Consider the following 20,442-nt stretch of genomic DNA (forward strand, 5'->3'; position numbering starts at 1 on the left):
TGTGGAAGAACAAACATATGCATGCAAGCACACATATAAATGAGAGCGAGAACGCCATGACCTTCCTGGTGACCGGAGTACGCGGCCAGGTCGGCCGAGGCGTCGTCAACCGCCTGCACGCCGCAGGGCACTCGGTCCGCGCCGCCAGCAGCAACCCGGTCGAGGCCACCGCCGTACTCCCGGCCGGCGTGCGGCCGGTGCCCTTCGACCTCACCCGGCCGGAGGCGCACGCCGAGGCTCTCCAGGACGTCACCGCGCTGTTCCTCTACTCCTCCGAGACCGGGATCGACGAGCTGATCCGCGCCGCCGAGGAGGCAGGCGTCCAGCACGTGGTGCTGCTCTCCTCGTCCTCCGTCCTGCTGCCGGACGCGGAGCAGGACGGCATGGCCGGCCCCCACGTGCGGGTCGAGCGCGCACTGGCCCAGTCGAAGCTGACCACCACGGTGCTCCGCCCCGGCGCCTTCAGCAGCAACTCCCTGTCCTGGAGCTTCGCCATCCGGGGCGGGATGCCGATGCAACTCCCCTACCCGGATGCGCACCTCACCGTCGTCCACCCCGAGGACCTGGCCGAGATCGCCACCGCCGCCCTCACCACCGAGGCCCTGACCGGCCGGACCCTCACCCTCAGCGGCCCCGAGTCGCTGACCTTCCGTCGGCAGATCGACTGCATCGGCGCCCTGCTCGGCCGCACCATCCCGGTCCTCCAGCTCACCCGCGCCGAGGCCGAGCAGACGCTGGGCCGCCATATGCCCGCCCCCATCCTCTCCTCCCTGCTCAAGCAGTGGGCCGCCGCCGACGGCGTCCCGGCCCCGATCGCCGACACCACCGAGACCCTCCTCGGCACCCCGGCCCGCACCTTCGCCCAGTGGGCCGAGGAGAACCTCCAGGCCTTCGCCGGCTAGCTGTGTCCTTCGCACATAGGGAAACGTGTGTCGAGCCAGCGGGGGTGGGTTGGGTCGACTTCGAGTATGTCTAGGAGTCGGGCCTGGATGCCTTCGCTGACTAGGACGACTGGTGGGCTGGTGGCGGTGCCGCTGCGCATACGCAGGTCGGACAGTGCGGTCAGGATCAGTTCGCCGGTCGGCCGCAGGGCCTGGTTGCTGCCGGGCTGGAGGCCGTGCATGGTGCGCTGGTCGCCCAGGGCCTGGCGGACCTGGCGCTCGATCAGGGAGAAGACCAGCAGGGCCAGGCAGATCACGGTGATCAGGGCGGCGATGCGGCGGTTGTTCTGCAGGAACATCGGCGCGATCGCGAAGGGGCCCTTGACGTGGCTGTAGCGGCGTTCGACGGTGCCCTGGCCCTTGTAGTGCAGGAGCACCTGGGCTGCGGTGGCCTGGTCGGCGGGCAGGTTGGTCAGCAGCGTGTACCAGCCGTCGACGGCCGCTTCGGCGTCGACGGCGTCCTGGTCGAATGACCAGGTCAGGGTGGGTTTCCCGTCCGGGCTGGTGCTGACATCAGTGTGCAGGTAGGCGGTGACGCGGCGCTTCTTGGCGATCACCGCGACCGTGTCGGCGACCTTCCTGGCGTCGGGGTAGTGGCGGGTGCCCAGGTTGCGCTGGATCTTCTCCAGGTCCTCGCGGGCCCGGGCCAGCTTCTTGGTGCGGGCCTTGAGCTGTCCGGTCGCGTTGGAGCTGGAGTGGACCAGGATCCGGCGCATCGTCAGCGCGGGGTCCTTCCTGCGCCGGCCCTTCCAGGTGAACCGGTCCTCCATGACTCGGTAGAGGGCGCGCTGGTCAGCTGGCTTGTCGGCGTCGCGTTCGGCGGTGTACTCCACGGGTTCGGCCGACTGCAGGTCCAGAGCGGCGTAGACGGCGCTGTCGACGCTGGCGGCGGCAGCCGGAGCCAGGAAGTGGACGCCTTCGGCCGTCATCGCGGACACGTTGTCGTAGGTCAGCAGTTTGCTGTCGCCTACCAGCAGCAGGTCCGGGCGCTTCGCGATCTGCCGCAGGGCGGTCATCGCGTCCACGACCTGGGAGACCTCGGCGGCTCCGCCGCTGAAGGCGCGGTGGGTGACGGGGATGCCGCCGTCGCCGGTGACCGCCAGTCCGGCCTGGATCTGCTTCAGGTCGGTGCGCCGGTCCTTGGGGTGCCCGAACTTGACCACTGGGTAGTCACTGTCGGGGTTCTCGTAGGCGCCGTAGAGGGAGACGCTGGTCATGTCCCAGTGGCAGCGTGAGGCGTCGATGCCGAACTCGGTGATCGCCTTGGCCCCGATGGAGCCGACGAGTTCGTCCAGGTGCGGGGCGACGGCGTCCAGCGCGCGGGCGATGCGGTCGTCGTTGAGGAAGTCGGCGTGGATGCCGAAGACGTCCTCCACGGCCCATTGCTCGGCCCAGCGGGCCACCTTGAACAGGGGCGTCGGCGAGGACAGCCGGTTGGCGATCAACGCCTCGACGACCTGTCCGTGGGTGAGGTGGGCGACATCGCGCACCGGGCACAGTCCGTCGATGATGCCGGCGATGTCCAGCCGGCGCAGGAAATGCGCACAGGCCGGCAGCGCCCCCAGCCGCTTCTCCACCACTGCGGTGATCAGAAGCTCGGCTCGGGGACGCTGCACACGGGAACGGTCGCGACCGACGAAGACAGGCACGCCACCATCAACGCGCACATCCCGGCGACGACACCGCCGAGGACTAGGAATCGCCACAAAGAGTCATGTGCGAAGGACAGGGCTAGCGGGTCGCGTTCGGGGCGACGACGAGCGCACGTTCGGGCGGCTGACGACACCATGGTCAGGTTCGAACTGGTCAGGGGTGCGCGAGCTCCCTCTCGGTGCGGGGCGGACGGTTGTCGCCGGCGGACTCGACCGGGGTGGCGGGAATGAGGAAGGAGGCCAGGAGGCCCAGGGCGACGAAGGCCGCCGCGATGAAGCCGCCGAGGACCACGCCGTCGGTCATCGCGGAGCGTGCCGCCTCGGCCACGGCCACGGTCTGCGGATGGGCGGCCAGAGGGCCGATGGCGGCGCCGGCGCTGTCCGTGACGGCGCTCGTGAATCTGCCGGACTGCGCCGCGGACAGGCCGGCGTCGGTCAGTCGGCCGTGCAGCCTGGTGCTGAGCGTGGTGAAGAACGCCGTCGTCAGGACGGCGATGCCCAGTGCGGAGCCCAACTGCCGCAGAGCGCTCTGGATACCGGAGGCCTGGCCGGAGCTGGCTTCGGGGATGTCGTTCAGGACGACGTTGGTGACCTGGGCGGTGGCGAAGCCGACGCCAATTCCGTACAGGAAAAGCACGAGCGAGACGGACCACCAGGAGCTGCCGGGCGAGGCGACCAGGCCGATCCCGGCCAGTCCGACGACCTCCAGGGCCAGGCCGAGGCGCAGCATGTTCAGTGGGGAGACCTTGGCGGCCATGCCGAAGCTGGCGCCGCTGGCCACGAAGCTCCCGATGGCCACGGGCACGAGGGCCAGCCCGGCCTGGAGGGCGCTGTAGCCGAGGGTGAACTGCAGCCACAGCGGAAGCACCGCGACGATGCCGAACTCCCCGAGGCCGATGATCAGGGTGGCGATATTGCCGCCCCGGAACGAGGGGATGGAGAACAGGCCCACGTCCATCAGGATCCGGGAGGTGTCGCCGCTGCGGTGGAGGGCCAGCTGCCGACGTACGAACGCGGCCATGGCGAGGGCCGACAGCAGCAGCGCCACCAGGACCGGCGAGGGCCCGCCGGCCCAGGTGAAGCCGGGCAGCTTCAGCGGCCGGACGGTCGCGATCCAGCCGTACTCACGGCCCTCGACCAGTCCGAAGGCGAGCAGGCCGAGGCTGAGGACGGAGAGCAGCCCGCCGGGCAGGTCCACCCGCCCGCGGGTGCGGGGCGACGGCGCGATGTGGAGCAGCACGCCGGCCACGACCAGGGCCGACAGGGGCACGTTGATGCCGAAGGCCCAGCGCCAGGAAACGTGTTCGGCGAGCCAGCCGCCGAGCACGGGTCCGAGCGCCGCAGCCGCGCCGATGGTCGAACCCCAGACGGCGAACGCCTGGCCCCTGGCCTTGCCGGTGAAGGTGGCCTTCAGTAGGGACAGCGAGGTCGGCAGGAGCATGGCGGCACTGGCGCCCTGCAGGAAGCGGGCCAGGACGAGCAGGCCGCTGTCGGGTGCCAGCCCGGCGAGGATGCTGGTCGCCCCGAAGAGGACGGCCCCGGCGGTGAAGATCCGGCGGGCGCCGAAGATGTCCGCGATCCGGCCGGTGAGCAGCAGCAACGCCGCGAAGACGATGGCATAGGACTCCTGGACCCATTGCGCCTGGGCCGAAGTGGCGTGCAGGTCCTCGACGATCGAGGGGACGATCACATTGACGATCGTGGTGTCCACCACGATCAGCGCCACCCCCAGTGCGATGGCGATCAGGCCAAGCCAACGGCGACGGGGTGATGGATCACGCATCTCAATACCTCCATGGTGAAGTAGTTCCATGATGAAGGTAAATTGATAGCGGTAGGTTGTCAAAGGCGAGCCCGAAGCGGCTCACGGGATCAGCACGGGAGACGGCCTTGGCGGAGCAGGCGCACATCGCAGACGTCGCGGCGCAGCGCGAGCGGCTGATGGAGGGCTTCACCGCCTTCGGCGGACGCTACACCGAGTTCAGTCGCCGCTTCGCCGCCTGGCTGGGCCTGTACTCCACGGACGCGGCTGCGCTGCTGGAGATCACCGCCGCCGAGGAGCGCGGCACACCGCTGTCGCCTGCCCGCCTCAGCAAGCGCATCCAGCTTTCCTCCGGTGCCACCACCGCGCTGCTCAACCGTCTCGAAGCCGCCGGACACATCGTGCGCACCCGGGAGCACGAGGACCGACGCGTCGTCACCCTGCGCAGCAGCACTGATATCCAGGCGCGCGCCGACACCTTCTTCCGCTCGCTCGCCGGACGCCTGGACGCGCTGATGGCCGAGTACCCGCCAGAGCTCCTCCAGCAGGTCGAGACCCTGGTGACCCGGATGTGCTCGGCCATGGACGACCAGCTCGCCGAACCGGACCCGGACGCCTAGACATTCGTCCGCGCCTCGTGCCAGTCCGGCGCAGAGGCAACTGCCGGTGCCGGGACTACGCGGGACGGCGGGCGAAGAGGACCGCCCCCGGGGTGCTTCCCTCCGGGTCGAGCAGCATCTCGGTCTCCACCGTGAACCCGGCCTCGCGCAGCCGGCCGCTCACCTGGGCGGGCCGGCGCCGGTGGACGTGGACCTTCATCGGGTGGCCCCCGTACCCCTGTGTCTTCAGGGTGGACCCGTCGCCCACATGAAAGCCGATCAGCAGCGGTGCGCCGGGGCGCAGCACCCGCCGGAGGCCGGAGAGAACCGTCGGGACCTCGTCGTCCGGGATATGGATCAACGACCAGAAGGCCAGCGCCCCGGCGATCGACTCGTCGGCGAGATCGAGCGCCGTCATCGAGCCGACCTCGAACCGGAGCCCGGGGTGGTCGCCGCGCGCCACCTCGACCATCCCGGGCGAGAGGTCGATGCCGAAGGCGTCGACGCCCAGGTCGGCGAGATGGGCGGTGACATGGCCCGGCCCGCAGCCCACGTCCGCCACCGGCCCGCCGCCGGCGTCCCGGACCGCGTCGGCGAACAGGGCCAGGGCCGCCCGGAGGTACGGCGTGCCGACCAGCGCTTCGCGCATCGTGTCGGCATAGCTGGCTGCGACCGTGTCGTAGGAGGTGCGGGTGTCTGCCAACCAGCCGTCCGGGTCCATGGTCCGACAGAGTAGTCCGGCACGGGAGTTCGGCTGCGCGGAGCACCCGTGAAAGGATCTTCAGAGCGCCGACAGCTCCTGGTCACCGGCTGTCATCCGGCCGTCCTTCCGGAGCCGACACGGTGGCCGACGCACAGGCGAGCGGCGCCGACCGCCGCCGACGGCACCCACCACCCGGCGCTGCTGCCGGACCGACACCGAGGACCCCGTGAACAGACGACGTACACCTTCCCGCCGCACCCGCGTGTGGCTGGCCGCCGCGCTGAGCGTCACCGTGGCCGGCGGGGCCGCGCTGCTGGCCGACGCCCAGGCCGCAGCGCCCGGCCCGGTGGGCCCCGGACCCGTCGTCACCTCGCCCGCCACGACGGGCCCCGGACCCGTCGTCACCTCACCCGCCGCCGGCGGGCAGTTGCTGTGGTCCGCCGCGCCGGGCGGCTCCACGGCGGCGTTCACCTCCATCCAGTGCACGTCCAACACCTTCACCAGCACGGCCGACACGGACATGGGCGAGGTCTGGCAGGTGGTCCAGCCGGCCGGGCTGGAGCGCTGCGAGGGACAGGGCCCCACGGTCACGCTGAACAGCAGCTACTACCTCGGCTGGTCGTCGAAGTTCGACATCACCGACGGGATGAGCCGCTACCTCTTCCAGCTCAAGTGCGACCCGAGCACCGGGACGGCCAACCACCCGGTCGTCCTGGAGGACGTCAACGGCAACGTCCAGCTGGAGGAGTGGACGCACCAGCACACCTCGGTCGTGCTCTGGAGCACCCCGGCGGTCAACGACAAGTGGAGCAGCTACGCCCTCGGCATCACCGAGGGCGTGACCGACGGCACCATCCGGTTCTGGTACGACGGCGTGGAGCAGAAGCTCTCCAACGGCTCCGACACCTACACCGGGACCACCTACGACGGCACCGTGGACTACCTGAAGTGGGGCCTCTACCACCCCTCCTCGGGCAGCGCCACCCAGTGGCTCAGCGACATCAGGATGGGCACCACGCTGGCCTCCGTCACTCAGTGACGCGCCGTCGGCGGGGCCGGGGCGGTCCCGGCGGGGCCTGGCTCCCGCCGGGGCTCACCGGAACGCTGCCGGCAGCCCGGCCCCGCTGCGCCGAATGCGGTCCACGGCTGCGGCGAGCCCTCCGCTCGTGATCAGCTCCTCGTGCGTTCCCTGGCTCCCGCAGGCGAACGCGCCGGCGACCGAGCCCGCGAGGACGCACTCCGCGAGCGGATCCCCGTTGAACCGGCCGAAGAGGAAGGCGGTGACGAAGGCGTCTCCCGCGCCGTTGCTGTCCACGACCGGACGCTCGGGTTCGACGGCGGGGAAGTGCCGGACGGTGCCGGGGTCCTGCCGGGTGGCGACATGGCACCCGGCGGCGCCGTCGGTGGCCACCGCGACCCGGGCCCGGCCCAGTTCGATGATCCGGCGCAGCGTCTCCGGCGCCCCGTCGCCGACCGTGGCCGCGCTCATGAAGACGAAGTCGGCGCCGAAGGCGTACGGGTGGGCGCCGGGATCGATGCCGTCCCAGGCGTGCAGGTCGGTGGAGACCGTCACCCCGGCCGCGGCCAGGTCCTCGAAGACGTCCTGGTTGAAGTGGCTTCGGGAGACGTGGACATGGCGCGCTCCGGCCACGTGCGGACGGTAGAACTCGGCCGGCAGCCGCAGCTCGTCCGGATGCCGGCCGTCGTAGAAGGAGAAGCGCCGCCCCTGCTGGTCCACGAGGTTGACGCTGCGGGGCGTACCGGCGGGGGCGGGCAGGGTGTGGAAGTCCAGGCCGACCTCCGCGTACCGGGCCCGGATCAGCCGGCCCGCCGGGTCGTCACCCAGGTAGTCGATGAACCGGGTGGACAGGCCCAGCGCATGGAAGCCGAGGGCGACGCCGTTGCCGCTGTGCGCGACGTAGTCGCGGATCGGCGGCACGGGCGCGTAGTCGCCCGGAGGGACCTGGAGCTCCTCGACCTGGACGATGGTGTCCACGCCGGAACCGCCGATGACGAGGACCTCGTAGCTCGACAAGACTGCTTCTCCCGACTCCGATGACGTTCCGTCAGAACCCAGGCCCCGTGTCGCTACCGCCTCCGACGTCGTTCCGGAGCGACCGGTCAGAGCCCCGTGGCATTCTGCAGGAGTCCCAGGTTCCGCTCGGCGTCGGGGTCGCCGAGCTCGATGGCCCGCAGGTACCAGGTACGGGCTGTCGACGGACGTCCTTCCTGCTTCATGATCACACCGAGGTTGTTCATCGCTCCCCGCTCGCCCGCACGAGCCGCGCGCCTGAGCCACCGCTTGGTCTGCCGGGGCGACCGCTGGAGCAGGCTGAGGTTGAACATGGCACCGGCGTGGCCGTGCCGCGCGGCCTTCTTGAACCACTGCACCGCGCCGGCCTCGTCCCCGCGCTCCAGCAGCAGACCGGCCAGCGCGAACTCCCCCTCGGCGCTGCCGCTCCGAGCGGCCCGGCGGGCCCACACCTCGGCCTGGTCGCGATCGCCCAGCTCGTCGTGGCACTCCCTGAGCCGGCACATCGCATCCACGTCACCGTCGGCGGCCGACTGCTCGTAGCGGCGGACCGCTTCCCTCACGGCCTCGTCCGCCTCCTCGGCCCGCCGAGCGGCCCGCAGCGTCAGCGCCAACTCGGTCAGCGCCTCGGGGTCGCCCTCCTGCGCGAGCCGTTGCCATCCGGTGACGGCCTGCTGCAGCAGGGCGACTGCCTCCTCGCGCCCCCAACGGTCGTAGAGCCACGACAGGTTGTACTGGGCCCCGGGATACCCGGCGTCCACGGCCTGCCGGAGCATGGCCTCCCCCTCGCTCGGCCGACCGCATTCGATCAGGCTGTACCCGACCGAGCTCTGCGCCTTCGGGTACCCGCTCGCCGCGGCGGCCCGGAGCAGCGGGACGCCCTCGGCGTGCCTGCCCAGGTGGTACAGCCTGAGCCCCTCCTCGAACACGGCCTCCGGGTCGCCGCTGTCGGCCTGCGCCTTCGCCTCGCGTCGCACGCGCGTCTCCTCCCCGCACGATTGCCTTGGGAAGACGATAGTCGGCGGCGCCCCAGGTTGATCCCGTTCCGGAAATCGGCGCCGCCCAGCGGATCGCCGCGACCGTCGAGGGTCGGGTGCGCCGCTACAGCCCGAACAGCGGCAGGCAGGGCGGAAGGCCGGTGATCGAGACGGGTACCTGCTGGTGCGTCCGCCACCGGTCGCGGGACAGCCGCAACCGGCGCACCGTCACCTGCCGACCGCGGACCGTCCGGCGGTCGACGCCGTCCGACTCGTACCCGTGTTTCTGCGAGACGGCGAGCGACGAGGCGTTGTCCTCGAAGGCGCCGGAGGTCGCCTCGGCCGCGTCGAGCCCGGCGAAGGCCAGCTGCAGCACCGCGGCGCGCATCTCCGTGCCGATCCCCCGCCCCTGGTGTCGCGCACCGAGCCAGGAACCGGTGCTGACCTGCCGCAGGACCGCGAAGTCCTTGGCGGCCACCGTCTGCAGGCCGACCACCCGGCCGTCCTCGAACACGGTGAGGTTCAGCGCCCAGTTGTCGGCGGACCAGCTCCCGAGGCGCAGCCAGTGGTGCTGGATCACCGAGCGCGCCCGCTCGGCCGGGGGCAGGTCCGTCCACGGCACGATGAACGGCATCCGGTCCGGCTCGTGGATGCCCTCGGCGGCCAGCTCGGCCAGGTCGGCCAACTCGTCGTCGGAGGACAGCCGGAGCTCCAGGCGGGGAGTGTTCAGACGCAGCCCCAGCAGGGGCCAGTGATCGGTCAGCATGCGCCATTCTCACGCACTCCCGCGATCACGGTCATCCGGTTTTCCCGCCGCCGACGCAGGGTCGGGGTCCCGGTTCACCGCTTCCGGGCGACTCCGGACCAGTAGTAGGCGGCGGCCGGATCCGCGGGCGGTTCGCCGTCGGGGCGCCAGCCCATGACCGGCACGACACCCGGCTCGACGAGTTCCCAGTCGCCGAAGAAGCGCGCCACCTCCTCCCGGGTGCGGGGCACCAGGGTCATCTGCCCCTTGGCCGCGGCCTCGACCACGGACGCCATCGCGACGGGGTCGAAGTCCGCTCCGGGATGGGTGACGGCCACGTAGCTGCCGGGCGCCAGGGCGTCCATCAGCACCCGCGCCCGGCCCCACGGGTCGTCGGCATCGGCGATCAGCATGAGGATGGCCACCAGCGTCAGGCCCACCGGCTGTTCGAGGTCCAGCGTGCTCGACAGGAGCGGATCGGCGAGGATCTTCTCCGGCTCCATCAGGTCGGCGTGGATGTAGGCGGTGCGGCCGGTGCCGGTACTGTCCATCAGCGCCCGGGCATGGGCCAGGACGATCGGGTCGTTGTCGACGTACACCACCCGGCTCTCCGCAGCCGTCGCCTGGGCGACCTCGTGGATGTTCCCCTCGGTGGGGATGCCGGTACCGATGTCGAGGAACTGCCGGATGCCCGCCTCGCCGGCCAGGTAGCGCACCGCCCGGCCGAGGAACCTCCGGTTCTCCCGCGCCATGACCTTGATCCCGGGTATCGCCTGCTCGAACGCCTCACCCAGGGCCCGGTCCGGCGGGAAGTTGGTCTTCCCGCCGAGCCAGAAGTCGTACATCCGGGCCGAGTGCGGGATGTCGATCCGCAGGTCCACCGGCTCGACCGGCGGCTCCTCCGTCCTCTGCTTCATCCAGTCGGCAGCATTCGACATCACTTGCGCTCCTTGTCCACCCGTCCGCCCCAATGGTTCGTCAGGGAGCGATCCTAGTAGGCAGCCCGGCCCGGCCGGGGCGGCGATCCGGGAATGCGCCGCCCCTGTTCCGGTGTCGGCTCAGCACGGACGGTAGGAGTCGAACTCGCTGAGGAAGAGGCCCTCGCCATGGGTCAGGCCGCGTAGTTCCTGTTCGCACGCGGCGATGCTGTCGGCCGGGATGGTGCCGGTGAGCCGCCAGATCGACGGGCCGGCCTGCGGCTCGTCGGGCACCGCGCGCAGGGCGACCAGCCGCGGCAGGACCCGGGGGCCGCTGTCCGCCGGGACCTCCAGCTCGAAGCGGTCGACCGGCTCGCAGACCTCGGTGCCGGCCTCGCGGAGCGCCCGGTCCAGGGCCAGCGCCGCGACGCTGCGGAAGTGACCGGCCGTCGACAGCGGCGGGAAGAACGCCGTGCGGGTGACCGTCACCCGGCAGTCGGTGACCTCCCAGCCCTGTGGTCCGGCCAGTAGCCGGCTGCGCACCGACTCCTCGATCGCCGTGTGGAACGACAGCGGCAGGGCCCCCAGCTCCACCTCCAGGCCGTAGCCGACGCCCGAGCCCGGCGCGGTCGGCTCGATCCGCAGGCCGACGGTGGCCCAGTCGAAGACCCGCTCCTCCGGCCGACGCTCCTGGACGCCGGAACCCGGCCGCCGCACCCGCTCGATGCAGAGGGTCCGCGAGCTGCTGAACCCCACCTCGATCCCGAACTCCTCGGCCAGGGTCGTCTGGACGACCTCCTTCTGCACCTCGCCGTAGAGCCGGACCGAGATCGCGTGCGTCGCCGGGTCCCGCCGGACGCCGATGTACGGGTCGGCGGCCGCCAGCTGCTCCAGGGCGGTGTACAGCGCGCCGGTGCGGGCCGGGTCCCGCGGCGTCACCACGGATTCGAGGCTCGGCGGCGCGAAGTGCCCGTCCTGGGCCAGCCCGTCCGGGCTGCCGAGCCGGTCACCGATGCGGACGTCCCTGAGCCCGGTGATCCGGGCGATCCGGCCGGCCGCGCCGCCCTCGACCGCCCGCACCCGACCGGCCAGCTCCCGCACCGCACCGGCTTCGGTGGGGCGGAAGTACACCACTTGTTGATACGGCGTCAGGGTCCCGCCGTCGAGCCGCGCGTAGGCGATCCGCTCGCCCGCCCGGCCGCGCTCGATCTTGAAGACCGTCCCGTTCAGCGGACCGTCCGTGGGCAGGCTGCGTGCGGGCAGCAGTTCCCTGATGCCCTCGGTCAGCGCCGCGACCCCGGTACCGGTGGCCGCCGAGCCGAAGAAGACCGGGTACGCCCGCGCCGCAGCCACCTGACGGGCCAGTTCGGCCCGGTGGTCGGCGTCGTCCAGCTTCACGGTGTCGTCGAGGTACCGGGCGAGAAAGCCGTCGTCGGCGTCGGCCAGGAACTCGCCGAGCTCTTCCGGCGGACGCCCGACGGCCCGAGCGCCGGCCGTGCCGATGGCGTCCACCGAGGCCACGGCCACGGCGCGGGCCGTCAGCTTCTCCCGGATCTCGGCCATCAGCGCGTCCTCGCGGGCGCCGACCCGGTCGATCTTGTTGGCGAAGATCAGCGTGGGCAGGCGCAGCTTGGCGATGGTGCGCATCAGCACCCGGGTCTGCGCCTGCACGCCCTCCACCGCCGACACGACCAGGACGACGCCGTCGAGCGCGCGCAGCGCCCGCTCCACCTCGGCGATGAAGTCGGCGTGGCCGGGGGTGTCGACGAGGGTGATCCGCGGTCCTTCCGCGCCCGGGGCGGGCGCGCTGAGGGCCACCACCGCGGACTGGATGGTGATGCCGCGACGGCGTTCCTGGTCGAGGGAGTCGGTGCGGGTGTCGCCGCCGTCGACGCTGCCGAGGCGCTCGATGACGCCCGCGTCGAAGAGCAGACGCTCCGTCAGGCTGGTCTTACCGGCGTCGACGTGCGCCAGGATGCCGATGTTCAGGGTGGTGGGCACAGTGCGGAGTCCTCGGGGATGCGGGTGACAGGTCGGGTCCGAAAGGAACGTCGATCTGTCGGCGCATCGGGGTCTCCACACTTCGGTCTGAGCAGGGCCTTCGAGACGATACGCCGGGCCGGGACCCGGCGAAACCGATTATTTCCCGGGCCGCCGCGCGCCGCCCCCGGCCACCCCCGACCATCTCCCGGCGGCGGCCGTCAGGCGGGCTCCATCGCTGCGCGCGGGTCGCGGGCCGCCAGGCCGGACTCGGTTCGCACCCGGTGCCGCACCACGCTCAGCGGGCCGAGCCCGCCCAGCACCCCGATCAGGTCCGCGACCGTGACCTCGACCGCGCTGTCGGCATCGGCGTCGGTGCCGCCGTCGGCCAGGGTGATCGTGCCGGCCTCCGCCAGGTCCAGCGGCCGGAGGTCGGCCAGCGTCGAGAGCTGACGCCGCTCGGCCCGGCCCAGCGCGAGCGGGTCGAGGTCCAGTGGATCCCCCAGCAGCAGGACCAGGTCGCTCGCCTCCGCCGCCAGCCGGAGGCTGTTCCTCCGGTCCGACGCCGCGTAGCACCACTCGTCCGGGTGCTGGCCGCGCAGCAGTGGGAAGCGGCCCCTCAGTTCCCGCAGCAGCGGCGCGACTTCCTCGATCGGCGCACACGGACGGACCACGAAGGAGAGCCGTTCCGCCTCGGGCCGCAACTCCTCGCCCGCGTCCTCCAGCGTGCGCACCGGCACGCAGCGCCCGGCGTCGACCCCGCCCGGGGTCCGGAGCGCCGCATCCCGCCCACGCCTGGTGCCCAGCATCAGGACCGTGTCACCGCGCCCCTGGTACGCCCTGACGGCGCCCCAGGTGCTGCTCTCCCTGGGACAGGCCGGCTCCACGCACCCGGCGGCCGGGGACCGACCGTCCACGGCCGGTTCGCGTCGGGTAGCGGGCACCGGCCGGGCCGCCGCGCCCTGGGGCCGGTCGGTGGGGGCGGGCCGGCTCGGGAACGGCAGGATGACCCGCCGGGTGCGCAGCACCGCCGACCAGGTCCTGACCGCCGCCGTGGCCACCTCGGCGTCGTCCCGGCCGGCCGCGACGGCCAGGCCCACCGCCTGTCCCGCCGGGTCGAGGTAGCTGGTCGCGGCGACCACGGTCGGGGCGTGCCCGGTCGCGGCGTGCCCGGCCGCAGTGTTCCCGGTCGCGGAGAGGCGGTCGAAGCTGCCGGAGCGCGCCGGCACGCCCCGCCCCCGAAGCCACGCGACCAGCAGTGGCGCAGCCGGACAGTCGACCGGGCCCCGGACCGGGTGGGTGTAGCGCTCGGCGACCACGATCTCGCCGTTCAGCGGGCTGGAACTGCTGAGCTCCTCCGTGAGCCGCGACCTGTTCATCGGCCGCCCTTCTCCTTGATCGACCAGTTGCTACGACCCTGGCACACGCCGACATCGAGGCAGTTCATCGACATGAACGAATTCGAACACCCCTGCTTCTGTCTCCTGCCCCCGCCGCCGGGAACGGCTGCAGCGGTCAGCCCGTCCGGCGCCGGTCGACCCGCTGCAGCAGCCGGTCGGCGAGGGGTCGGCCCCGGTGCCTCCGCACCACTCGGACGAGCTCCTCGGTCTCGCGCTCCACCCGGCGCGAGAGCACCCGGCCGGAGCTGTCGAGGAACTCCTCCCAGGTCGCCATCGCCGCCTCGGCGTGACCCAGCCGGTACTGGAGGCGGGCCAGCCTGGCCTGGACCAGCGCCCGGGACCGCGGCTCGGTCGGTGGCCGGCGCCGGAGGGAGCCGCGCAGCGCGGCGACGGCCGTGGGCCAGTCCTCGGCGTGGACGGCGGTCACGCCGCGCTGGTGGTCCAGCGAGGCCAGGTGGTAGGCGCCCACGGCGGAGCACTCGTCCGGCGCGGCGGCGAGCGCCTGCTCGGCACGGTGCAGCGCGTCCGCAGCGGCCGAGTGGTTCCCGCCGGCCGCCTCGGCGACGGCCAACTGGCCCAACAGCGAGGCCCGGAGGGTCGGCGCGGCCTGGCCGGACGAGCGCTCGACCGCGGCCCGGGCCAGGTCGCGCGCCCGGCCGGGCCGGTGCAGCGCATGGGCCTGGACGCTCAGTCCGCGCAGCGCCAGGCTCTGGCCCACCGGGTCGTCCGCGGCCTCGGCCAGTTCGAGGCTGGTCAGGTAGTACCGCTGGGCCAGCCCCTGGAGGTCGTCGTCGAAGTGCATGAAGCCGCACAGATAGGTGAGTTGTGCCGCGGTGAGCAGCACCCGGCGGCGCAGCCACGGGGGCCCGGGGGCCCGGAGCATCGGGGCCGTGGTCTCGGCGAGGTAGACCGCCAGCGCCGTTCGGGCCTGGCCGCCGCCGTGCACATGGTCGGCCGCGGAGAAGACCTGCACCATGGCCCCGCTCGCCTCCACCCTCGGGGGCGAGAGTCGCTCCCCGGCCCTCAGCGGGGTCGGCTCCGTGCCGGACCCGGCCCCGGGGGCCCGGCGACGGTCGCCCAGGACCGCCGTCCAGACCGAGAGGTCGCAGGGCAGGGCGAGCTCCGGGTCCCCGCCGTACCGGGCGAGGGACACCAGCCTTCCCTCCGGCCCCTCCTGACGGTCCGTCGGCGAGAGGAGCGGTGAGACGGTCCGGTCGTCGAGGCCGGCCTCGGCCAGCGAGACCGTTCGGCCGAGCCCCCGGGAGAGCGCCTCCACCAGCAGCGCCGGGGCCGGGGGGCGCGGCTGGGTCCCGGCCAGCCACTGGGAGACGGACCAGCGCTGGTAGTTGAGCGAGAGACCGCACTCGGTGCCGACCTGGTTGACCGCGCGCGCCAACCGGTCGCCGGTCCAGCCGGTCTCCGCGAGAAGTCGACGCAGGAAGTGGTTCGGATGTCTGTCCACTGCGACAATTCCCCACCTGAACAGTCGATATGTAGCTCACACGCTACCTGCGGAAATTCCGCGCCGGTGTAAATTCCACCGACAATCACCCGTCCGGGTAACAGGCGGCGGGGCGGCGCGGGCGGCAACGCCTCGAGCAGCCGTTCGACGGCGAAGCAGGTGTGACCCCGGGGCCGCGAGCGGTGTTTCAACACCCGTGGAATTTCAACAACCTCCCTCCCCGGAAGGGCTTTTCCCGGCGGTGTCGGTGAGCGCCTACTGGAGGGGCCCCGGAGAACCGGCGAGTCCCACCCCGGCACGGCTCCGCTCCGGGCGCCGCGCGCCGCGTCCCGGCGTCCCACCCCTGGAACGGCCAGCGAAGGAATCGGTATGCGCGCATTCAGTCCGGCGATCGACGGCGCCAGGCCCGTCCCTGCCGCCGGAGTCATCCACCTGTTCCCGGGGCAGGGCGACTTTCCGGTCAGCCCGCTGGCCCGGGCCACCCGACCGGGCGGGGCGCTGCGCGAGGCGGCCTTCCAGGTGTTCGAGCAGGTCGACCAGGTCGCGGTGGAGCGCGGCTGCCCGCCGCTGGCGCCCTGGCTGCTCTCCTCCCGGGCCCCCGGTGGGCGCGATCTGGCCAGAGCCCGGCTCGGCACCGTCCAACTCGCCCTCTTCGGCGCCTGCCTGACCGTCCACCAAGGGCTCTGCGCGGCCATGGGCGAGCCGGACGCGGTGGTCGGGGTCAGCTTCGGGGAGATCGCCGCGCTGACCGCCGCCGGGGTCTTCAGCGTCGCCGACGGGGCCAGGATCGCGCACGACCTCGCCCGGGTCCTGGCCGAATGTCCCGGCGGCCTGACGGTACTGGGGTGTTCGGAGCAGACCGCGCTGACGCTGGTCGAGCACGCCGGCGCCCGGGAGCTGGCCGTGGCATGCGTGAACGACGACCACGAGACCGTGCTGAGCGGGCCGTCGGCGGAGCTGACCGCACTGGAGGAGGAGGCCGGGCACAAGGGGGTGACCGCCACCCGACTGAAGCTGCCCTTCTCCTCGCACCACCCGGCACTCCAGCAGCAGGCCCGGATCTTCGCCGCCGCCGTGCGCGGCTACCCGGCTGCCACCGCCGACCGGACGGTCTACTCGGCGGTGGCCGGGCGGGCCTACACGGCCTCCGACGACCTGGCCGCCCGGCTGGCCGACTGCCTCGTCCGCCCGGCGCTGCTGCCGCAGGTGCTGCCGCAGGCGGCGGGCCGCCGTCCGGTGGCCCTCTACGAGGCGGGCACCGGCAGCGCGCTGTCGCGCAGCGCCCAGCGGGTGCTGGCCGACCGCCCGGTGACCGTCCACGCCCCGCTGGCCGATGCCGCATTCGAGTGGCGGTCGGTGCAGCGGCCCGAACCGACCTGACCAGCCCCGGAGGCTGCCATGCCAGAGCAAGAAGCCACGATCCTCACTCCCGGCGCGCGGCAGGAGCTCGCCCGCCTCGTCCACGGTCCCTGCACCCCGGCCTACCTCGACACCCTGCGCCGACTCCTGGCGCAGGGCCCGGACCCCGGCGCCGACACCTCCGAGCACCGCAGCGGCAACCGCAGTGGCCGCAGCATCCGGACGCTGCTCCGGCTGGTCCGGGGACTGCCCCCGGCCCGCCAACTGTTCCAGGACCCCGCCCAGCTGGCCGCGCTGCACGCCTGGGCCGTGGTCGCGGACCCGGGACTGTGCATGGCCGCCCTGGTCCACTTCCAGCTCTGCCTCGCCTCCATGGTGGAACTCGCCCCCGACCAAAGTGAGTTGAAGGACAGCTTCGAGGCGTTCGAGAGCGGCACGACCGCCGGCAGCTACATGGTCACCGAGGTCGGCCGGTCCAACAGCCATCTGGCCACCCGAACCCGGGCCGAATTCGACGCCACCACCCGTGAGTTCGTCCTGGACACGCCGGACCCCGAGGCGGCGAAGCTCGGCGGGATCCAGATACCCGGGCTGTCCCGCACCGCCGTCGTGCTGGCCCGGCTCTTCGTCGGCTCCGCCGACTGCGGGGTGTTCGCGTTCGTGGTCGACATCAGCGACGCGGACGGACTGCTGCCGGGCGTCGAGATGTCCAGCCTGGTCGAGGTCAGCAGCATCCCGCTGGACTACGCGCAGGTCCGCTTCCACCAGCTGCGGCTGCCCTACCGGCGCTGGCTGCGCGACAGCGCGGACATCAGCGACCAGGGGGTGTTCCACGACCCGCTCGGGTCGACCGACCGCCGGCTCCAGCGCACCCTGTGCACCGGCCAAGCGCTGTGGGGGGTGCTGCCGTCCGTCGCCGCGGCCGCCGGCCGTCAGGCCGCGGTGCTGGCCCTCAACTACTCGCGGCAGCGCCGTACTCAGGGACGGTTGGCGCCCGGGAGGCCGCTGCTGGAGTACCGGGCCCAGCAGCACGCGCTGCTGGGCGCACTGGCCGACGCCTTCGCGCTGACCTGCGCGGCGGAGCAGGCCCGCAGCCTGTGGGCCGAGGCGTCGGCGGCGGGCGCGGTTCCCGCACAACAGCAACAGCAACAGCAACAGCAACAGCAACAGCAGGGCGACGGTGCCATGACCTTCTCCCCGTGGGCCGCCGTCAGCAGCCCACTGGCCGCCTACAAGGCGCTGGCGGTCTCCGAGGCCGCGCGCATCACCGGCGAGTGCCGGCTCCGCTGCGGCTTCTCCGGGCACCTGGACATGAACCGGCTCACCGCCTACCACGGCTTCTTCCACGCCTTCAGCACGGCCGGCGGCGACAACCAGCTCATCCTGTACGACCTGGGCCGCACCCTGGCACTGGAGAGCGGCCCAGCCGCCGGGCTGCCGCCCTGGCCGGAGCAGACGGACCCGGCCTGGTGGCCGACCGTCATCCGCGCCCACGAGCAGTCCCTCGCCCGGCTGTTGCACCGCGAGCAGGCCGAGCGCACCCGCCCGGAGCGCTCGGACTTCGAGGTCTGGAACCCGCTGCTGGAACGCGCCGCCGAGCTGGGCCGGGCCCACGCCGAACGGCTCGTGGCCGACGACGTCACCCGCGCCCTGGCCCGGGTGCGGGACCCACGGCTGCGGGGCGTGCTCGCCCTGCTGGCCGCCCTCCACGGCACGGCGGCGGCCGACCGCTGGACCGGCTCGCTGCTCTCCGCCGGGACCCTGCAGCCCGCCGAGGTCCGTTGCCTGTCCCAGCGGACGGACCGGCTCTGCGACCGGCTGCTGCCCTGGCTGCCGCTGCTGGAGGACGCCTTCGGCTACCCCGCCGAGGTCTCCGGCGCCCCGCTCGCGGCCGCCGACTACAACCGGGCCTGGGCCTCCACCCTGACCTGGCAGCAGGGGGGCGCGGCATGAGCGCGCTCCCTCCGCCGCAGGGCGGAAGGCCGGAGCCCGCAGCGCGGCGGATCGGGGTCCTGGGCATGGGAACCCACCTGCCGCACCGGACCCGTTCCAACGACGAGGTCGCCCGCGCCGTCGGCGTCAGCGCCCAGTGGATCAGCGAGCGGACCGGCGTCCGCACCCGCCACCTCGCCGCCCCCGAGCAGGCCGCCTCCGACCTGGCCGCCGGTGCGGTGCGCGCGGCGGCCTCGGCGGCGGGCATCGACTGCGGGTCGATCGACCTGCTGATCTGCGCCACCTCCACCCCCGACGAGTTGGGTCCCGCCACCGCCTGCCGGGTCCAGGACCTGGTCGGCGCCGACCGCGCGGTGGCCCTGGACGTGAGCGCGGCCTGCTCCGGCTGGCTGTTCGCGACCAAGGTCGCCCACGACTGGCTGCGGGCGGACGGCAGCGCCCGCTGTGCGGCCGTGGTCGGGGTGGAGGCCTACTCCAAGTTCGTGGACCCGGCCGACCGGGGCACCGCCGTCCTGTTCGCCGACGGCGCCGCCGCCGCCATCCTCGGGCCGGTGGCCGCACCGCACGGCTTCGGCGACTTCGCGCTCGGCTCGGACGGCACCCTGGCCGGCCTGGTCCTGATCCCGGCCGGCGGCAGCCGGATCCCGGCCAGCGCGGACACCCTGGCCGGCCGCGGCCATCGCATCCACATGGACGGACGGGCCGTCAGCCACTTCATCACCGACGTCTTCCCCCGGCTGGTCCACGAGGCGCTGGCCCGCAACGGGCTGAAGGTGAGCGACATCGACGCCCTGATCGCGCACCAGCCCAACCCGGTGCTGCTGCGCCGCCTGGGCCGCGAACTCGGCTTCAGCGACGACCGGGTGACCGTCATCGGCGACGCGGTGGGCAATATCGGGGCCGCGAGTGCGCCCTTCGCGCTGGCCACCGCCGCAGCCGAGCGGCGGCTGCCGACCGGCGGCCTCGCCCTGATCGTCGTCTTCGGCGCGGGCATGACCTGGGGCACCGCCCTCCTGGGGTGGAGCGGCGCCCCGGCCCGGCTCACCGTCTCCGCCCCGGCCGCAGCCGGTCCCTCCCCGTCCTCCCCCGACCTCCTCGAAGGGTTGCCCGCATGAACTCCCTGGACTCCTTCCGACTCGACGGTGCCCGCGCGCTGGTCACCGGTGCCTCACGGGGCATCGGCAAGGCGGTCGCCCAGACCCTGGCCGACGCCGGCGCGGACGTCGCGGTGGCGGCCCGCACCGCTCCCGCCCTCGCGGACACCGTCCGCGCGCTGGAGGACCGCGGCCGCAAGGCCGTCGCCCTCACCGGCGACTTCGCGGAGGCCGGGGCCGCCGCCGAGGTCGTCGAGCAGGCCGCGGCGGCCCTGGGCGGCCTGGACATCGTGGTCCACAACGCCGGCGTCATACCCCAACTCCAGGACGGCACCCCGCTGCTGGTCCCGCTGCAGCAGCTCCCCCAGCCCGACTGGGACAGCGTCCTGGCCGTCAACCTCAACGCCACCGCCGCCGTCTGCCGGGCCGCCCATCCGCACCTGGCCAGGTCCGACCGGGCCAGCCTGGTGCTGATGTCCTCGGTGGCCGGTCTGATCGGCACCCCGCTGCTGGAGGCCTACGCCGCCTCCAAGGCCGCCCAGATCTCGCTGGCCCGCAGCCTCGGCGTCGGCTGGGCCCGCCAGGGCATCCGCGTCAACGCCCTGTGCCCGGGCTGGACCCGGACCGACATGACCAGCTTCGCCACCGAGAACGAACCGCTGTCGGACTGGCTGATCAGCCATGTTCCGGCGGGCCGCTGGGCCGACGCCCGGGACGTGGCGCTGGCCGCGCTCTTCCTGGCCTCCCCCGCGTCGTCCTACGTCACCGGCCAGGCGCTGGCGATCGACGGCGGCCTGAGCGTGGCCGACGGCGGGCTGGCCGGCATCCCCAAGCCCCCCTCTCCCCTCGCCGCCGGCTGAGCCCGG

At 73.0% G+C, this 20,442-nt stretch carries 17 protein-coding genes; 7 read left to right on the forward strand and 10 right to left on the reverse strand.

Features of this window, described 5'->3' with window-relative positions:
* Positions 1–17: 17 nt before the first annotated feature.
* On the forward strand, positions 18–902 hold the full coding sequence (locus BS75_RS02430) for an SDR family oxidoreductase (protein WP_231607656.1): 885 nt from the start codon (positions 18–20) through the stop codon (positions 900–902).
* On the opposite strand, the gene BS75_RS02435 is transcribed toward BS75_RS02430, so the two are convergent.
* Together BS75_RS02435 and BS75_RS02440 are read right to left on the reverse strand one after the other, a co-directional pair.
* A complete protein-coding gene (locus BS75_RS02435; protein WP_197091885.1) occupies positions 899–2,557 on the reverse strand; it encodes an IS1634 family transposase in 1,659 nt (552 codons plus the stop codon). The two genes, BS75_RS02430 and BS75_RS02435, sit on opposite strands and share 4 nt — an antisense overlap.
* A gap of 190 nt (positions 2,558–2,747) precedes the next feature.
* Positions 2,748–4,376 carry an MFS transporter gene (locus tag BS75_RS02440; RefSeq protein ID WP_034087008.1) on the reverse strand — a complete coding sequence of 543 codons (1,629 nt, stop codon included), beginning with the start codon at positions 4,374–4,376 and terminating at the stop codon, positions 2,748–2,750.
* 158 nt (positions 4,377–4,534) lie between these two features.
* Here BS75_RS02440 and BS75_RS02445 point away from each other — a divergent pair, with 158 nt between their 5' ends.
* Complete coding sequence (locus BS75_RS02445) at positions 4,535–4,975, forward strand: MarR family winged helix-turn-helix transcriptional regulator (RefSeq protein ID WP_042440658.1); 441 nt, start codon at positions 4,535–4,537, stop codon at positions 4,973–4,975.
* Positions 4,976–5,030: 55 nt separating this feature from the next.
* Here BS75_RS02445 and BS75_RS02450 read toward each other — a convergent pair whose 3' ends face one another.
* Entirely contained in the window at positions 5,031–5,675 is a 645-nt protein-coding gene (locus BS75_RS02450; RefSeq protein WP_034087010.1) for a class I SAM-dependent DNA methyltransferase, read from the reverse strand.
* A 208-nt stretch (positions 5,676–5,883) separates the two neighbouring features.
* Here BS75_RS02450 and BS75_RS02455 point away from each other — a divergent pair, with 208 nt between their 5' ends.
* Positions 5,884–6,696, forward strand: coding sequence for a hypothetical protein (locus BS75_RS02455; protein ID WP_034087011.1), 813 nt, complete (start codon positions 5,884–5,886; stop codon positions 6,694–6,696).
* A 54-nt stretch (positions 6,697–6,750) separates the two neighbouring features.
* On the opposite strand, the gene BS75_RS02460 is transcribed toward BS75_RS02455, so the two are convergent.
* The 7 genes from BS75_RS02460 to BS75_RS02490 form a co-directional block, all read right to left on the reverse strand.
* A complete protein-coding gene (locus BS75_RS02460; RefSeq protein ID WP_034087012.1) occupies positions 6,751–7,692 on the reverse strand; it encodes a carbohydrate kinase family protein in 942 nt (313 codons plus the stop codon).
* Positions 7,693–7,778: 86 nt separating this feature from the next.
* Complete coding sequence (locus tag BS75_RS02465; protein ID WP_034087013.1) at positions 7,779–8,666, reverse strand: SEL1-like repeat protein; 888 nt, start codon at positions 8,664–8,666, stop codon at positions 7,779–7,781.
* A gap of 124 nt (positions 8,667–8,790) precedes the next feature.
* Positions 8,791–9,432 (reverse strand): GNAT family N-acetyltransferase, encoded by a 642-nt coding sequence (locus tag BS75_RS02470; protein ID WP_034087014.1) that lies wholly within the window; start codon positions 9,430–9,432, stop codon positions 8,791–8,793.
* A gap of 74 nt (positions 9,433–9,506) precedes the next feature.
* A complete protein-coding gene (locus tag BS75_RS02475) occupies positions 9,507–10,349 on the reverse strand; it encodes an SAM-dependent methyltransferase (protein WP_081982058.1) in 843 nt (280 codons plus the stop codon).
* Positions 10,350–10,469: 120 nt separating this feature from the next.
* Complete coding sequence (locus BS75_RS02480) at positions 10,470–12,329, reverse strand: elongation factor G (RefSeq protein WP_034087015.1); 1,860 nt, start codon at positions 12,327–12,329, stop codon at positions 10,470–10,472.
* A gap of 200 nt (positions 12,330–12,529) precedes the next feature.
* Positions 12,530–13,687, reverse strand: a complete 1,158-nt coding sequence (locus BS75_RS47690) for a hypothetical protein (protein WP_034087016.1) — start codon at positions 13,685–13,687, stop codon at positions 12,530–12,532.
* A gap of 136 nt (positions 13,688–13,823) precedes the next feature.
* Complete coding sequence (locus BS75_RS02490; protein WP_052069117.1) at positions 13,824–15,170, reverse strand: hypothetical protein; 1,347 nt, start codon at positions 15,168–15,170, stop codon at positions 13,824–13,826.
* 369 nt (positions 15,171–15,539) lie between these two features.
* On the opposite strand from BS75_RS02490, the gene BS75_RS02495 reads away from it, so the two are divergent.
* Genes BS75_RS02495 through BS75_RS02510 form a run of 4 tightly spaced genes read left to right on the forward strand, consistent with a single transcriptional unit; the run spans position 15,540 to position 20,436 of the window.
* Entirely contained in the window at positions 15,540–16,550 is a 1,011-nt protein-coding gene (locus BS75_RS02495; protein WP_034087017.1) for an acyltransferase domain-containing protein, read from the forward strand.
* An 18-nt stretch (positions 16,551–16,568) separates the two neighbouring features.
* The gene (locus BS75_RS02500) at positions 16,569–18,482 is read left to right on the forward strand and encodes an acyl-CoA dehydrogenase family protein (RefSeq protein ID WP_042440653.1); all 1,914 of its coding nucleotides are present in this window, start codon (positions 16,569–16,571) and stop codon (positions 18,480–18,482) included.
* Positions 18,479–19,597, forward strand: a complete 1,119-nt coding sequence (locus BS75_RS02505) for a 3-oxoacyl-ACP synthase III family protein (RefSeq protein ID WP_042440655.1) — start codon at positions 18,479–18,481, stop codon at positions 19,595–19,597. The genes BS75_RS02500 and BS75_RS02505 overlap by 4 nt, the downstream gene beginning before the upstream one ends.
* Entirely contained in the window at positions 19,594–20,436 is an 843-nt protein-coding gene (locus BS75_RS02510; RefSeq protein WP_034087019.1) for an SDR family NAD(P)-dependent oxidoreductase, read from the forward strand. The genes BS75_RS02505 and BS75_RS02510 overlap by 4 nt, the downstream gene beginning before the upstream one ends.
* Positions 20,437–20,442 lie beyond the last annotated feature (6 nt).

Source organism: Streptacidiphilus albus JL83 (assembly GCF_000744705.1).
Lineage (GTDB): Bacteria > Actinomycetota > Actinomycetes > Streptomycetales > Streptomycetaceae > Streptacidiphilus > Streptacidiphilus albus.

Coding starts and splice junctions, on each gene's coding strand:
- BS75_RS02470 (WP_034087014.1), bottom strand. CDS start 9,432: ATGCTGACCGATCACTGGCCCCTGCTGGGGCTGCGTCTGAACACTCCC.
- BS75_RS02510 (WP_034087019.1), top strand. CDS start 19,594: ATGAACTCCCTGGACTCCTTCCGACTCGACGGTGCCCGCGCGCTGGTC.
- BS75_RS02430 (WP_231607656.1), top strand. CDS start 18: ATGCATGCAAGCACACATATAAATGAGAGCGAGAACGCCATGACCTTC.
- BS75_RS02445 (WP_042440658.1), top strand. CDS start 4,535: ATGGAGGGCTTCACCGCCTTCGGCGGACGCTACACCGAGTTCAGTCGC.
- BS75_RS02475 (WP_081982058.1), bottom strand. CDS start 10,349: ATGTCGAATGCTGCCGACTGGATGAAGCAGAGGACGGAGGAGCCGCCG.
- BS75_RS02505 (WP_042440655.1), top strand. CDS start 18,479: ATGAGCGCGCTCCCTCCGCCGCAGGGCGGAAGGCCGGAGCCCGCAGCG.
- BS75_RS02440 (WP_034087008.1), bottom strand. CDS start 4,376: ATGCGTGATCCATCACCCCGTCGCCGTTGGCTTGGCCTGATCGCCATC.
- BS75_RS02450 (WP_034087010.1), bottom strand. CDS start 5,675: ATGGACCCGGACGGCTGGTTGGCAGACACCCGCACCTCCTACGACACG.
- BS75_RS47690 (WP_034087016.1), bottom strand. CDS start 13,687: ATGAACAGGTCGCGGCTCACGGAGGAGCTCAGCAGTTCCAGCCCGCTG.
- BS75_RS02495 (WP_034087017.1), top strand. CDS start 15,540: ATGCGCGCATTCAGTCCGGCGATCGACGGCGCCAGGCCCGTCCCTGCC.
- BS75_RS02500 (WP_042440653.1), top strand. CDS start 16,569: ATGCCAGAGCAAGAAGCCACGATCCTCACTCCCGGCGCGCGGCAGGAG.